The organism is Microbacterium sp. NPDC055357 (genome assembly GCF_053644835.1).
This window is the reverse complement of sequence record NZ_JBSHLZ010000002.1, coordinates 182,370-195,445: the sequence shown is the minus strand read 5'-3', so window position 1 is coordinate 195,445 and position 13,076 is coordinate 182,370. Positions and strand designations below refer to the sequence as shown.

General features: G+C 70.6%; 12 protein-coding genes and 1 tRNA gene. 8 read left to right on the top strand and 5 right to left on the bottom strand.

Annotated elements, in window-relative coordinates; all coding sequences use genetic code 11:
- Positions 1 to 46 precede the first annotated feature (46 nt).
- The 3 genes from ACWICD_RS04130 to ACWICD_RS04120 all read left to right on the top strand — a co-directional run bounded on the left by ACWICD_RS04130 (position 47) and on the right by ACWICD_RS04120 (position 3,732).
- A complete protein-coding gene (locus ACWICD_RS04130) occupies positions 47 to 1,855 on the top strand; it encodes an ATP-binding cassette domain-containing protein (RefSeq protein WP_454139362.1) in 1,809 nt (602 codons plus the stop codon).
- Positions 1,831 to 3,402 (top strand): hypothetical protein, encoded by a 1,572-nt coding sequence (locus ACWICD_RS04125; protein ID WP_454139361.1) that lies wholly within the window; start codon positions 1,831 to 1,833, stop codon positions 3,400 to 3,402. Before ACWICD_RS04130 ends, ACWICD_RS04125 begins: the two co-directional genes overlap by 25 nt.
- Before the next feature lie 63 nt (positions 3,403 to 3,465).
- Positions 3,466 to 3,732, top strand: coding sequence for a DUF3039 domain-containing protein (locus tag ACWICD_RS04120; RefSeq protein ID WP_376127791.1), 267 nt, complete (start codon positions 3,466 to 3,468; stop codon positions 3,730 to 3,732).
- On the opposite strand, the gene ACWICD_RS04115 is transcribed toward ACWICD_RS04120, so the two are convergent.
- A complete protein-coding gene (locus ACWICD_RS04115; protein ID WP_454139359.1) occupies positions 3,711 to 5,039 on the bottom strand; it encodes a nicotinate phosphoribosyltransferase in 1,329 nt (442 codons plus the stop codon). The two genes, ACWICD_RS04120 and ACWICD_RS04115, sit on opposite strands and share 22 nt — an antisense overlap.
- 130 nt (positions 5,040 to 5,169) lie before the next feature.
- Here ACWICD_RS04115 and murI point away from each other — a divergent pair, with 130 nt between their 5' ends.
- From murI to ACWICD_RS04095, 4 genes are all read left to right on the top strand, one after another.
- On the top strand, positions 5,170 to 5,997 hold the full coding sequence (gene murI / locus ACWICD_RS04110) for a glutamate racemase (protein WP_376127794.1): 828 nt from the start codon (positions 5,170 to 5,172) through the stop codon (positions 5,995 to 5,997).
- A 52-nt stretch (positions 5,998 to 6,049) separates the two neighbouring features.
- Positions 6,050 to 6,787, top strand: coding sequence for a ribonuclease PH (gene rph, locus ACWICD_RS04105; RefSeq protein WP_376127795.1), 738 nt, complete (start codon positions 6,050 to 6,052; stop codon positions 6,785 to 6,787).
- Positions 6,784 to 7,401, top strand: coding sequence for an RdgB/HAM1 family non-canonical purine NTP pyrophosphatase (rdgB, locus tag ACWICD_RS04100; protein WP_454139358.1), 618 nt, complete (start codon positions 6,784 to 6,786; stop codon positions 7,399 to 7,401). The genes rph and rdgB overlap by 4 nt, the downstream gene beginning before the upstream one ends.
- 74 nt (positions 7,402 to 7,475) lie before the next feature.
- Positions 7,476 to 8,384 (top strand): cation diffusion facilitator family transporter, encoded by a 909-nt coding sequence (locus tag ACWICD_RS04095; RefSeq protein WP_454139357.1) that lies wholly within the window; start codon positions 7,476 to 7,478, stop codon positions 8,382 to 8,384.
- A gap of 6 nt (positions 8,385 to 8,390) precedes the next feature.
- Here ACWICD_RS04095 and ACWICD_RS04090 read toward each other — a convergent pair whose 3' ends face one another.
- On the bottom strand, positions 8,391 to 10,928 hold the full coding sequence (locus tag ACWICD_RS04090) for an ATP-dependent DNA ligase (RefSeq protein WP_454139356.1): 2,538 nt from the start codon (positions 10,926 to 10,928) through the stop codon (positions 8,391 to 8,393).
- A gap of 76 nt (positions 10,929 to 11,004) precedes the next feature.
- On the opposite strand from ACWICD_RS04090, the gene ku reads away from it, so the two are divergent.
- Positions 11,005 to 11,880: a non-homologous end joining protein Ku gene (gene ku / locus ACWICD_RS04085; protein ID WP_454139355.1), complete on the top strand. Its 876-nt coding sequence runs from the start codon at positions 11,005 to 11,007 to the stop codon at positions 11,878 to 11,880.
- A 6-nt stretch (positions 11,881 to 11,886) separates the two neighbouring features.
- On the opposite strand, the gene ACWICD_RS04080 is transcribed toward ku, so the two are convergent.
- The 3 genes from ACWICD_RS04080 to ACWICD_RS04070 all read right to left on the bottom strand — a co-directional run bounded on the left by ACWICD_RS04080 (position 11,887) and on the right by ACWICD_RS04070 (position 13,053).
- Positions 11,887 to 12,612: a DedA family protein gene (locus tag ACWICD_RS04080; protein WP_376127960.1), complete on the bottom strand. Its 726-nt coding sequence runs from the start codon at positions 12,610 to 12,612 to the stop codon at positions 11,887 to 11,889.
- A gap of 91 nt (positions 12,613 to 12,703) precedes the next feature.
- A tRNA-Leu gene (locus ACWICD_RS04075) sits at positions 12,704 to 12,785 on the bottom strand.
- 58 nt (positions 12,786 to 12,843) lie between these two features.
- Positions 12,844 to 13,053: a PLDc N-terminal domain-containing protein gene (locus ACWICD_RS04070; RefSeq protein ID WP_454139354.1), complete on the bottom strand. Its 210-nt coding sequence runs from the start codon at positions 13,051 to 13,053 to the stop codon at positions 12,844 to 12,846.
- Between the last annotated feature and the right edge of the window lie 23 nt (positions 13,054 to 13,076).

The following is a 13,076-nucleotide window of genomic DNA, read 5'->3' as shown; positions in this document are numbered from 1 at the left end:
TGACATCCATTGCGATCATGTCGCACCCGGTTGATACCGTTGAACGGTGACAGCCTTTCTGCCGGTGCCACACGAGCCGCTTCCGGACGAGCCGGAAGAGACTGTCACGCACGGGAGTGGAGGGCGCATCGTCGAGTTGTCGAAGACACGAGCGTCGTCGGCGGATGCCACGGCCTCGGGCACGTCGAAGAAGCGCGGCTCCCGGCCCTCTCGGACCGCTGGTCCGCGGGCGATGAACCCGGCCGATCCGGGACCCCCGCCGCCGTTGCCTCACGAATTCGGTGATGCCGCCGACACGATCACGGTGCCGCCCAAGCCCGAACTGCCGGCCGACGTCGCCGCAGCCGCTGCGCCCGTGGCGCCGCCTGTTCCGCCCGCCGACGTCGCTGCAGCCGCCGTGCCGGTCGCACCGCCTCTACCGCCCGTGCCGGTCACACCGCCCCTGCCGCCCGCACCGACGCTGCCGCCCGCGGCGGTCGCGCCGCCGAAACCGAACGTCGCAGCCGATGTGGCCGCGGCGGCGTTCGAGACACCGCCGCCCGCCCCGATTTCCGAAGTGACCGAGGTCGAGCCCGACACCGTGGCGACGTCGACCGCGACGGCGGTCGATCCGGGCGACGAGTTCTCCGAAGCCGACATCGTCGAGTCTGGCGTCGAGTCCTCCGACATCGACACCGTCGAACCTGACGTCGAGTCCTCCGACGTCGATTTCGTCGAGTCCTCACCCGAGGCCGCTCCCGAGCCGCGCTCAGCCGATGCCTCGCCCGCGCTCGCGCCCGTCGAAGCGGCAGCGGTGCCTACCGACGTCGAGCCTGTGCCGGTCGATGTCGAGCCTGTGCCTACCGATGTCGAGCCTGTGCCCGTCGACGTCGAGCCCGTGCCGGTCGACGCCGAGCCTGTGCCCGTCGACGTCGAGCCCGTGCCGGTCGACGCCGAGCCTGTGCCCGTCGACTTCGAGCCCGTGCCCACCGACGCCGACGTCCTTCTCTCCGGGCTCGATGAGCCGGTCGCCGAACCGGAGTCGTCGGTCGACGACAGCGACGCCCTCGCGGCCGTCTTCGCCGAAGCCCAGGCCGAGCTCGCCGCAGAGGACGACTCGGCGGCGCTGAGCCTGCGCGGCGTCTCGAAGAGCTTCGGCGACACGCGGGCCGTCGAAGAGATCGACCTCACGGTGCCGACCGGCACGTTCTACGGCCTCGTCGGGCCGAACGGCGCGGGCAAGACGACGACCCTGTCCATGATCGCCGGGCTGCTCACCCCCGATCGGGGTGTCATCCGCATCGCCGGCGTGGACGCGGCATCCGATTCTCTTGCCGCGAAGCGGCTCATGGGTGTGCTGCCCGACCGGCTGCGCACGTTCGACCGGCTGACCGGCCGGCAGCTGCTCTACTACTACGGCGTGCTGCGCGGGCTGCCGCGGGCCGTCGTCGAGAGCCGCACGGCCGACCTCGCGCGGGCCTTCGACCTCACCGACGCGCTCGGCCGCGTCGTGAGCGACTACTCGGCGGGCATGCTCAAGAAGGTCATGCTGGCGGGCGCCATGATCCACTCGCCGCGCGTACTCGTGCTCGACGAGCCGTTCGAGGCCGTCGATCCCGTCTCGAGCGCCGTCATCCTCGACATCCTGTCGGCGTACGTCGCGCACGGCGGCACCGTCATCCTGTCCAGCCACGGCATGGAACTCGTCGAGCGCGTCTGCACGCGCGTCGCCGTCATCGTGTCGGGCCAGGTGCTGGCCGAGGGCACGGTCGACGAGGTCCGCGGAGAGCTCACCCTCGAACAGCGCTTCATCGAACTGGCCGGTGGCCTGAGCGACGTGGAGGGCCTCGAGTGGCTGCACACGTTCTCCGGCTGAGGCTCGCGCTGCTCGTCGGCGCGCTGCGGGGGAGCACGGGCCGCACGGCCCGCATCGCGATGGCGCTGATCCTTCTCGCCGCCGTGATCTCCGCGGCCTGCTGGGCGCTCGTGTCGATGACGGATGCCGCGCCCGAAGCCCTTTTCGCCGTCACGGTGATCGGGGGATCGGCGCTCACTCTCGGCTTCGCGCTCGGACCCGTCATCGGCGGTGTCGACGACCCGCTCGATCCGCGCCGCTTCGCACTGCTCTCACTCGCGCACGGACGGCTCGCCGCAGTACTCGCCCTCGTCGGGTTCGTGAGCGTCCCCGTCATGGCCCTGATCGCGGTCGCGGTGACGTCCGCCGTCGTCTGGGGCGAGCACGGGTCGCCGCTCACGGCGGGAATCTCCTCCGTCGTGCTCGGAGTGACGACGTGCGTCCTGATGGCGCGGGTGTTCATGGGACTCACCTCGCTCTTCCTGCGCGAACGGCGGACACGCGAGCTGACGGGACTGTTCGTTCTTCTCGTCGTCGTCGTGCTCGTGCCCACGGGGGTCTTCCTCGGGTCGCTCGAATGGGACGGCACCGTGCCCGCCGCGCTCGCCGATGCCGTCGGTGTGCTCGCCGTGACGCCGCTCGGCGCCGCATGGGCGATCCCGGGCCGCGCGGCCGCCGACGACGCGGATGTGTGGCCGGCGGTCCTGGTGGCGCTGCTCACCCTCGTGATCCTCGCGGCGGCGTGGCGCTGGATCGTCGGGCGACTGCTCACGACGACGGAGCGTCCGCTGTCGGTGCGCGAGCGCACGGGCCTCGGCTGGTTCGCCGTCGCACCCGGCACCCCCGGTGGAGCGATCGCCGCGCGCAGCCTGCTGTACTGGTCGCGGGACCGCCGCTACCTCATGAACGTCATCGTGATCCCCGTCGCCGCCGTCGTGACGGTCGTGCCGCTGATCGTGGCCGGCGTGCCGTTCGAGACCGCCGTGCTCGTGCCCGTGCTCTTCGCCGCGCTCTTCCTCGGCTGGCTCCCGCACAACGACGTCGCCTACGATTCGACCGCCGTCTGGATGCACATCGCCAGCGGCGTGCGCGGCTGGTCCGACCGCCTGGGCCGGATCGTCCCCGTTCTGCTCATCGGTCTGCCGCTGCTCGCGGTCGCCGTGCCGATCACGGTCGCGCTGCACGGCGATCCCACGGTGCTGCCCGCGCTCGCGGGCGTCACCGCGTCGCTCTTCTTCTCGGCGCTCGGACTCTCGTGCGTCGCATCCGTGCTCGCCCCCTACGCCGTGTCGCGTCCGGGGGAGAGCCCCTTCCAGCAGCCGCAGCGCACGGGCGCGGCCGGCGCGATCTCGCAGACCGTCGTCATGCTCGGTGCGATCGCATGCTCCATCCCGGCCCTGTGGTGGTGCTGGCAGGCGATGAACGGTGACGAGACACGCCTCACTCTCGCGCTGTGGGGCGGGCTCGGCATCGGACTCGGCGTCTTCGTGCTCGGCATCGCGGTCGGGTCGGTGCTCTTCGAACGGCGCGGCGGCCGGGTCATGGAGTTCGCCGAATCGACCGGCTGAGCGGATGCCGCGGCATCCGGATCGCCGCCCTGCAGTGCGGGCACGCCGTTAGACTGGCGAACCATGAGCACCCCTCTCGACAGCCCTGACCAGGGCGGGCTGGCCACCCTCGACCGCGAACTCGAAGAGCTCATCCGTGAGGAATCGATCGAGCCCGGCGATCACGAGCGCTTCTCGCACTACGTCAAGAAGGACAAGATCCTCGAGTCGGCCATCACCGGCAAGCCCGTGCGCGCACTGTGCGGCAAGAAGTGGACCCCGGGGCGCGACCCCGAGAAGTTCCCGGTCTGCCCCACGTGCAAAGAGATCTACGAGTCGCTGAACAAGTAGGCCGTCGGGATCGCGGGGTCGGACCGGCTGAGCGCGAGCGCACGAACGGGTAGCTCTTCGCGCACGCGCCCGTGATGACGGCGCGCCGCCTCGACGCCGTCTCGTCCTTCGAACCCGGGGTCGATCTCGCCGCCCTCGGCGAAGCGCACCTGCAGGGCCCGCGCGTCCGGATGCTCGGCGGGGGTCCGCAGCGCTTCGAAGCCGTCGGACACGACGATGATCTCCTTCGTCGCGGTGCCCTCGTCGAGTTCGCGGAACGCCGCCTTGCGTCCGCCCATCGAGGCCTTGTCGGCGGACGCCTTCGCGACGGGGATCCAACCGCCCGCGGCATCCTGCCGGGCGACGAGCTTGTAGACCATCCCGGCGGTGGGCACGCCCGACCCCGTCACGACCGACGTCCCCACGCCGTACGAGTCCACGGGCGAGGCCGCCAGAGACGCGATCGCGAACTCGTCGAGGTCGCTCGTGACGGTGATCGTCGTGCCGGTCGCGCCGAGTTCGTCGAGCTGCGCGCGCACGTCGGCCGCGACGATCGGCAGGTCTCCCGAGTCGAGCCGTACTCCGCCGAGGCCCGTGCCGGCGACCCGGATCGCCGTCTCGACGCCGCGGCGGATGTCGTACGTGTCCACGAGCAGCGTCGTGTCGACGCCGAGCGCCGCGATCTGCGACCGGAACGAGTCCTCTTCGGAGTCGTGCAGGAGCGTCCACGAGTGGGCGGCGGTGCCCATCGTGGGGATGCCCCACGTGCGCCCCGCCTCGAGGTTGGACGTCGCAGTGAAGCCGGCGATGTAGGCAGCGCGCGCCGCGGCGACCGCCGATGCTTCGCCCGCGCGGCGCGAGCCCATCTCGGCGAGAGGTCGATCGCCCGCCGCGATGCTCATGCGGGCGGCGGCCGTCGCGACGGCGGAGTCGTGGTTCATGACGCTGAGGGCGAGGGTCTCGAGCACGACGGCCTCGGCGAAGGTGCCCTCGAAGGTCAGGATGGGGGAGCCGGGAAAGTACAGCTCGCCCTCGCGGTAGCCGGTGATCGAGCCGGTGAACCGGTACTCGGCGAGGTAGTCGAGGGTTGCGGCATCCACCACCCGTTCGTCGCGCAGGAAGCGCAGTTCGTCGTCGCCGAAGCGGAAGTCGCGGATGAGGCTCAGCAGGCGGCCGGTGCCCGCGACCACGCCGAAGCGGCGCCCGCCGGACAGGCGGCGCCCGAACAGCTCGAAGACGCAGCGGCGCGCGGCCGTGCCGTCGCGCAGAGCCGCGTCGAGCATCGTCAGCTCGTACCGGTCGGTGAACAGGGCGCTGGAGGCGTGCATGCGGGTCAGCCTAGTGAGCCGCGCACGGAGGCCGTCTGCACGATGGAGTGCGGCGCGTGTCGTGTCGCTGGTCTCCGGCAAGGGGGGTCCTGCCGATCGCACGGGATCTGCTGGCGTAGGCTGGGGCATCGTGAATGACGCGCCGATCGGGATCTTCGACTCCGGAGTCGGCGGGCTCACCGTCGCCCGGGCCGTGTCGGCCCTCCTGCCGCGCGAATCGATCCTCTATGTCGGCGACACGGCGCGCTCGCCCTACGGTCCCAAGCCGATCGCCGACGTGCGCCGGTATGCGCTCGAGGTGCTGGACACGCTCGTCGAGCAGGGCGTGAAGATGCTCGTCATCGCGTGCAACACCGCATCGGCGGCGATGCTGCGCGACGCGCGCGAACGCTACGACGTGCCCGTCGTCGAGGTCATCGGTCCCGCTGTGCGCACCGCCATGTCGACGAGCCGCAACGGCCGCATCGGCGTCATCGGCACGGCCGGCACGATCGGCTCCCGCGCCTACCAGGACATGCTCGAGGTCAACGAGCACCTCACCGTCTTCGCCCAGGCGTGCCCGCGCTTCGTCGATTTCGTCGAGGCCGGCGTGACCGATTCCCCCGATGTGCTCGCCGTCGCCGAGGAGTACCTCGCGCCGCTGCGTCACGCGGGCGTCGACACGCTCGTGCTGGGCTGCACCCACTACCCGTTCCTCGAGGGCGCCATCAGCTACGTCATGGGCGAGGGCGTCAGCCTCGTCTCGAGCGACACCGAGACCGCGAAAGACGTCTACCGCCAGCTCGTGTCGCGCACCCTGCTCGCGGGCCCGGATGCCACGCCCCGGCACACGTACGAAGCGACCGGTGCGTCGGCCGATGAGTTCCTGCGCCTCGCCCACCGTCTGATGGGCCGCGAGGTGCGTGACGTGCAGCTCGTGCAGACCGGCGCGATCGACCTTCCCCGACCGACCCCCTGACCCCGATCGTGCAGCCCCGCCCCGGGGACCGCACACCCGAGAGGAACCCCGCATGACCGAGATCGTCCGCGCCGACGGCCGCACGCCCGAGCAGCTCAGACCCATCACGATCGAGCGCCGGTGGAGCGCGCACGCCGAGGGCTCGGCGCTCATCTCGTTCGGGGGCACGAAGGTGCTCTGCACGGCGTCGTTCACGAACGGCGTGCCGCGCTGGCTGACGGGCAAGGGCAAGGGCTGGGTCACGGCCGAATACGCGATGCTGCCGCGCGCGACCAATTCGCGCAACGACCGCGAGAGCATCAAGGGCCGGGTCGGCGGGCGCACCCACGAGATCTCCCGCCTCATCGGCCGTGCACTGCGCTCGGTCGTCGACACGAAGGCACTCGGCGAGAACACGATCGTGATCGACTGCGACGTGCTGCAGGCCGACGGCGGCACCCGCACGGCGGCGATCACGGGCGCGTACGTCGCCCTCGCCGACGCGATCGAGTGGGGCCGCGAGAAGAAGTTCATCGCCCAGAAGGCCACACCGCTGTTCGACTCGGTCGCCGCCGTCTCGGTCGGCATCATCGACGGTGAGCCGATGCTCGACCTCGCCTACGTCGAAGACGTGCGCGCGGGCACCGACATGAACGTCGTCGTGACCGGCCGCGGACTCTTCGTCGAGGTGCAGGGCACGGCCGAGGGCGCCCCGTTCGACAAGCGCGAACTCGACGCGATGCTCGAGCTCGGTCTCGCCGGATGCGCCGACCTGCGCGACATGCAGACCGCCGCGCTCGCAGCCTCATGAGCGGACGGGTCGTCCTCGCGACGCACAACCCGCACAAGGTCGCGGAGTTCCAGGCGATCGTCGCGGCGACGCGCCCCGACCTCGAGGTCGTCGGCTACGACGGCCCCGAACCGGTCGAGGACGGCGTCACCTTCGCCGAGAACGCGCTCATCAAGGCACGTGCGGCGGCTGCGCACACGGGTCTGCCGGCGCTCGCCGACGACTCCGGCGTGTGCGTCGACGTGCTGGGCGGGGCGCCCGGCATCTTCTCGGCGTACTGGGCCGGTCATGCGAAGGATGCCGTCGCGAACCGCGAGCTGCTGCTCGACCAGCTCGCCGACATCGCCGACCCGCACCGCACGGCCCGCTTCGTCTCGACGATCGCCCTCGTGAACCCCGCGACGGGCGGCGAGGACGTCGTCGAAGGCCGCTGGCCGGGACGCATCGCCCGCGAAGCGGCGGGTGAGGGCGGATTCGGCTACGACCCCGTGTTCGTGCCCGACGAGCAGCCCGACGGCGCCGCCGCGGACCGCACGGTCGCCGAGTGGACGGCCGAGCAGAAGAACGCCGCCTCGCACCGCGCTCGGGCCTTCACCGCTCTCGTCCCGCTCCTCGAACGGCTCCCGCACGGGTGAGACTGAGAACCGTACTCATTCCCGACTGGCGGCTCGATGCCCGGGCGCGAGTGAACCCGGCCTAGCCTGGGCATATGCATGATCACGCGCCGGGCGGCATCCGCGGGGCGAGCAACCGTCGCCTGCTCGCGATCTCGCTCGCGATCACGTCGGTCGTCATGGTCGTGCAGGTCGTCGGGGCCGTGCTCACCGGCTCGCTCGCGCTGTTCGCCGACGCGGCGCACATGTTCACGGATGCCGCGGCGCTGCTGATCGCCCTCGTCGCGAGCGTTGTCGCGGCCCGCCCGGCAGATGACCGGCGCACGTTCGGATACCAGCGCGCCGAGGTGTTCGGCGCCCTCGTCAACGGCGTGATCCTCATCGTGCTGTCGGTCTGGGTCGCGGTCGAGGGGATCCGGCGTCTCGTGGACCCGGGCGAGATCGAGATCCGCGGGGGGCTCATGCTCGTCGTCGCGGTCGTCGGTCTCGTGGCCAACGCCGTCGCGCTGTGGCTGCTCAGCTCGGCACAGCGGCGCAGCATCAACGTGCGCGGGGCGTACCTCGAAGTGCTCGGTGACCTGATCGGCTCGGCCGCCGTCATCGCGGCCGCCGTCGTCATCATCGTGACCGGCTGGGTGCCCGCGGACGCGATCGCCTCGCTGTTCATCGCGGCGCTCATCGTGCCGCGCGCCGTCTCGCTCCTGCGCGAGGTCGCGTCGGTGCTGTCGGAGTCGACGCCGCGCGGCATGCAGGTCGCCGAGATCCGCACGCACCTGCTGAGTAAGGACGGCGTCGTCGACGTTCACGACGTGCACGTGTGGCAGCTCACGCGCGGCGCGCCGGTCTTCAGCGCCCACGTCGTCGTCGACGAGTCGGTGTTCCGCGACGGTACGGGCGCGCTGCTCGTCGCGCTGCAGGATTGCCTCGCGCACCACTTCGACGTCGAGCACTCGACGTTCCAGCTCGAACCGGCCGGGCACGTCGAGCACGACGCGCACGCGTGAGGCGCGTCAGCTTTCGCGCCTCACCGCGTCGGGGGTCTTGTCGGGGCGTAAGCCCCGCCACCGTGGATGGCGCAGGATTCCGCCCGGTGTGAACTCTCCGTACTCGACCTCTCCGACGAGTTCGGGACGCACCCACAGCGCATCGCGTGCGTCAGCCGGCGGTACTCCCGTGAGCGGGTTCTCGTCGGTGCGCAGCGGGGTGAGGACGCGCAGCAGGTGGGCGAGTGCGGCGTCGCTGAAACCCGTGCCGACCCGGCCGGCATACTGCAGGCCGTCGGCGCCGGGGATGCCGAGCAGCAGGGAGCCGAACGTGCCGGCGCGGCCGCCCTTGCCCGGGCGGATCCCCGCGATGACGACCTCCTGCGTCTGTGTGAGCTTGATCTTCAGCCAGGATTCCGAACGGATGCCGCGCCGATACGTCGACGCGGGATCCTTCACGACGATTCCCTCGAGCCGCAGCTGCTCACTCGCATCGAGGGCGGCGTCGACGTCGTCGAAGACGGGCGGCACCGCGATCGCAGGGATCGCCTGTGCCGCGAGCGTCTCGAGGATGCCGCGGCGTTCGCGCAGCGGCAGCCGGGTCACGTCGCGCCCCTCGTGCACGAGCACGTCGAAGAGGTAGTAGCGCACGGGCGTGCGGCGTGCTTCGCGCGCGATGTCACCGGACCGCTCGAGGTTCATGCGGGTTTGCAGCAGCGGAAAGCTCGGGCGCCCGTCGGGCTCGAGCGCGACCAGCTCGCCGTCGACGACGGTGCGGGCACCGCCCAGACCGTCGTCGACGGCGGTGAGCTCGGGATACCGATGCGTCATGTCGTTGCCGCTGCGGGCGACGAGACGCAGGCCGTTGTCGTCTCGCACTCCGACGGCGCGTATGCCGTCCCACTTGACCTCGACCCACGCACCCCACCGTGACGCGGCGGCGCGCGCGATCCCGGGGGTCGCCGGCGCGGAGTGCATGGGACGCAGGTCGTTCGGCGGGGGCGGCCAGACCGTGTCGGTGGCGGGTGGCTCCTGCTCCTGCTCCGATGCCGATGCCGATGCCGATGCCGATGCCGGCGCCGGCCTTCCGGGCATGCGCGGGGGCTCGTCCTCGTCACCCTGGCGGGAGGGTGAGACGGGCGTGGCGTCGGGCTGCGGCCGACCCGCGGCATCCGTCTTCATGCGGTGCAGCAGCCAGCTCGACTTCTCGCCTTCGCCCTCCGTGCGGATGAGCGCGAGACGCACGCGCCCGAGCGGTCCGCCGGGGCGGCCCTGAAGCGTTGCGATGATCTCGTCGTCGCGCCATTTCTCGAGCTCGTAGCGGCCCTCGTCCCAGATCGTGACGGTCCCGCCGCCGTATTCGCCCGCCGGGATCGTTCCCTCGAACGACGCGTAGTCCATCGGGTGGTCCTCGGTCATGATGGCGAGGCTGTTGCGCCGATAGGAGTGCGGAACCCCGCGCGGCACGGCCCAGCTCACGAGCACGCCGTCGCGCTCGAGGCGGAAGTCCCAGTGCAGGCGCGACGCGTGGTGCTCCTGGATGACGAAGACGGGCATGTCGGTGTCGGGCGTCTCGCCGAGCGGATTGGCGGGCACCGGCTCGGGGGTGCGCCCCGCCGTGCGCTTGGAGATGTAGGCCGACAGGGGACCGTGCTCGGCTTCGCGCGCACCGGCGTGGAAGCCCAGGGCATCCATCGGGTCGCCGATGCCCGCCATGCGCTCGAGGACCTCGTCGAACGAGAGGTGCCGCAGATCGGGATCGTCGAGCTCCTCCCACGTGCGCGGTGCCGCGACGGTCGGGTGCGGGCGGCCACGGAGCGAGTACGGCGCGATCGTGGTCTTGGCGCCGTTGTTCTGGCTCCAGTCGATGAGCACCTTGCCGCTGCGTTCGGACTTCTTCATGCTGCTCACGACGAGCTCGGGCTGGTCGGCCTCGATCGCGCGCGCCAGTTCGCGGGCGAGGGCTGAGGCGGCCTCGGTGGATTGCCCCGCGGGCAGCGCCGCGTAGAGGTGGATGCCCTTGCTGCCGCTCGTCACGGGGTACGGCTCGAGTCCCATGCCGGTGAGGATGCCGCGCGCCCAGCCGGCGACGAGGGCGCATTCGGCGAGACCCACGCCGGGACCCGGGTCGAGGTCGAGCACGAGCCGATCGGCGTCGCCGCGTCCGCCGTCGGGTGCGAAGCGCCACTGCGGCACGTGCAGCTCAAGGCTCGCGACCTGCGCGAGGTAGACGAGCGTGGGCACATCGCCGACGAGCGGGTAGTCCTTGGCTCCGCCCGAATGCTCGATCGGTCGCCGCGCGACCCAGGAGGGAGCGCCGCGCTCGAGATCCTTCGCGAAGAAGACCGGCTCGGGATGCTCCTCGGTGCCGACCCCTTCGACCCACCGCTTTCGCGTCACGGGTCTGCCGACGATGTGCGGGAGCAGGAGCGGCGCGATGCGCGTGTAGTAGTCGATCACCTCGCCCTTGGTCGTGCCCGTCTCGGGATACATGATCTTGTCGAGATTGGTCACGCGCAGGCGGCGGCCGTCGATCCGCACGAGCTCACCGGCCGATTTCGCCATGCGCCCATCCTGCCGTGCCTGTCAAGGGGAGCGGCGAGGCTAGCCACGGGGCGTGTGACGGGTGTCTACTGGTGAGATGAGAGCGATCTGGAAGGGTGCGCTGACCTTCGGTCTCGTGAACGTGCCGGTCAAGGTCTACTCCGCGACCGAGGATCACGACGTGTCGCTGCATCAGGTGCACAACAAGGACGGCGGGCGCATCCGGTATCAGCGCGTCTGCGAGATCGACGGCGAGGTCGTGCCGTACCAGGACATCGACAAGGCCTACGACGACGGTGAGAAGACCGTCGTGCTCACGAAAGAGGACTTCGCCTCGCTGCCGTCCGAGCGCAGCCGCGAGATCGACGTCGTCGAGTTCGTGCCGAGCGAGCAGGTGGATCCGCTGCTGTTCGACCGCGCCTACTATCTCGAGCCGGATTCAGCCTCGCCCAAGGCGTACGTGCTGCTGCGCCGCACGCTCGAGCAGACGGACCGCACGGCGATCGTGCAGTTCTCGCTGCGGCAGAAGACCCGGCTCGCGGCGCTGCGCGTGCGCGGCGATGTGCTCGTGCTGCAGACGCTGCTGTGGGCCGACGAGGTGCGCGAGGCTGAGTTCCCGTCGCTCGATGAGAGCGTGCGGATCTCGGCGAAGGAGCTCGAGCTGTCGGCATCCCTCGTGGACAGCTTCGCGAGCGACTTCGCGCCCGAGGACTTCACCGACGACTACCAGCGCGAGCTGCGCACGCTCATCGAGGCCAAGCTCGACAAGGGCGACGCGCTCGACACCGCAGAGACCTTCGGCGAGAGCGAAGAGGCGGATGCCGGTGGCGAGGTCATCGACCTCATGGACGCGCTGCGGGCCAGTGTCGAACGGTCACGGGCGGCGCGGAACGGCGGCGGGGCGACGACGCAGAAGAAGAGCGAGAAGAAGCCCGCGAAGAAGAAGGCGGGCGGCAAGAAGAAGGCTTCGTGAGGCCGGTCAGGCCTTCGTGTCGCCCTCGGGCGTCTCGTCGAACACCTCGGGGTCGAGGACGAGCTCCTCGGCTTCGGCCGCGTCGGTCTCGGCGTCACCGGCCGCAGCGGCCTTGCGGGCCTTGCGCCGCTCGGCGAGGAAGTGCCACAGCACGAAGATCGCGGTGCCCCCGACGGCGAGCAGCAGGATGACGTCGATGTACTCGGCGACGAGGTCGCCGACGACGGGGATGTAGCCGATCGCGTAGCCGATCATCGTGAGGCCGAAGCCCCAGATGACGGCGCCGATGAAGTTGTACAGCGAGTAGCGCCGCCACGGCATATGGCCGACGCCGGCGGCGACGGGAGCGAAGGTGCGCACGATCGGCACGAACCGGGCGAGGATGACGGTCAGCCCGCCGTACCGCTCGAAGAACGCGTTGGTGCGCTCGACGTTGCGGCGGCTGAACACGCCTGATTCCTTGCGCTCGAAGACAGCCGGACCGCCCTTGTGCCCGATGAGGTAGCCGACCTCTCCGCCGACGAATGCCGACAGTCCGATCAGGAGCGCGACGACCCAGGCGCTGACGCCGAAGACGCCGTTCTCGGCGCCGGGGATCGGATGCGACAGCAGGCCGGCCATGATGAGCAGCGTGTCGCCGGGCAGCAGAAAGCCCACGAGCAGTCCGGTCTCGGCGAACACGATGAAGCAGACCACCGCCAGTGCCCACGGGCCCGCGGCGGCGATGATCATCGCAGGGTCGAGCCACGGGATCAGGGAGAGGTGCTGCACGAGGGGTCCCGTCGAGGTCGATCTTTCACGGTCGGAAGGGCACGAATGTGCGTGCGGAAGGTGGGACTCGAACCCACACGCCCGGAGGCACAGGAACCTAAATCCTGCGTGTCTACCAGTTCCACCACTCCCGCGAGTGAGACAAGTCTACTGACGCGCGCCGACGTCGCACGGGGTGCTGACCCCCGGATCTCAGTGCTTGATTCCGAAGAGGAAGTAGGTCGCCGGACCGATCCAATTCACGAGGATCGCGGGCACCCAGGCAGGTTTGGGGCCGCGCACCTCGCGCTTGTCGCGGTGTGCCAGATCCCAGAAGGCGAGGAACGCGAAGGCCACCTGCACGATCGCGAGCACTCCGAGCGCACCGCGCGCGGGAAGGGGAAGGTTCTTCTCGACGGACATGGGTTTCCTTTCCCTGGATGTCT

Excerpts from the sequence above, each read along its gene's own strand:
- ACWICD_RS04080 (WP_376127960.1), bottom strand. The coding sequence starts at position 12,612 with ATGATCATCGCCGCCGCGGGCCCGTGGGCACTGGCGGTGGTCTGCTTC.
- ACWICD_RS04115 (WP_454139359.1), bottom strand. The coding sequence starts at position 5,039 with ATGCACGCCTCCAGCGCCCTGTTCACCGACCGGTACGAGCTGACGATG.
- rph (WP_376127795.1), top strand. The coding sequence starts at position 6,050 with ATGACCGAGATCGTCCGCGCCGACGGCCGCACGCCCGAGCAGCTCAGA.
- rdgB (WP_454139358.1), top strand. The coding sequence starts at position 6,784 with ATGAGCGGACGGGTCGTCCTCGCGACGCACAACCCGCACAAGGTCGCG.
- ACWICD_RS04090 (WP_454139356.1), bottom strand. The coding sequence starts at position 10,928 with ATGGCGAAATCGGCCGGTGAGCTCGTGCGGATCGACGGCCGCCGCCTG.
- ACWICD_RS04120 (WP_376127791.1), top strand. The coding sequence starts at position 3,466 with ATGAGCACCCCTCTCGACAGCCCTGACCAGGGCGGGCTGGCCACCCTC.
- ACWICD_RS04095 (WP_454139357.1), top strand. The coding sequence starts at position 7,476 with ATGCATGATCACGCGCCGGGCGGCATCCGCGGGGCGAGCAACCGTCGC.
- ku (WP_454139355.1), top strand. The coding sequence starts at position 11,005 with ATGAGAGCGATCTGGAAGGGTGCGCTGACCTTCGGTCTCGTGAACGTG.
- ACWICD_RS04070 (WP_454139354.1), bottom strand. The coding sequence starts at position 13,053 with ATGTCCGTCGAGAAGAACCTTCCCCTTCCCGCGCGCGGTGCGCTCGGA.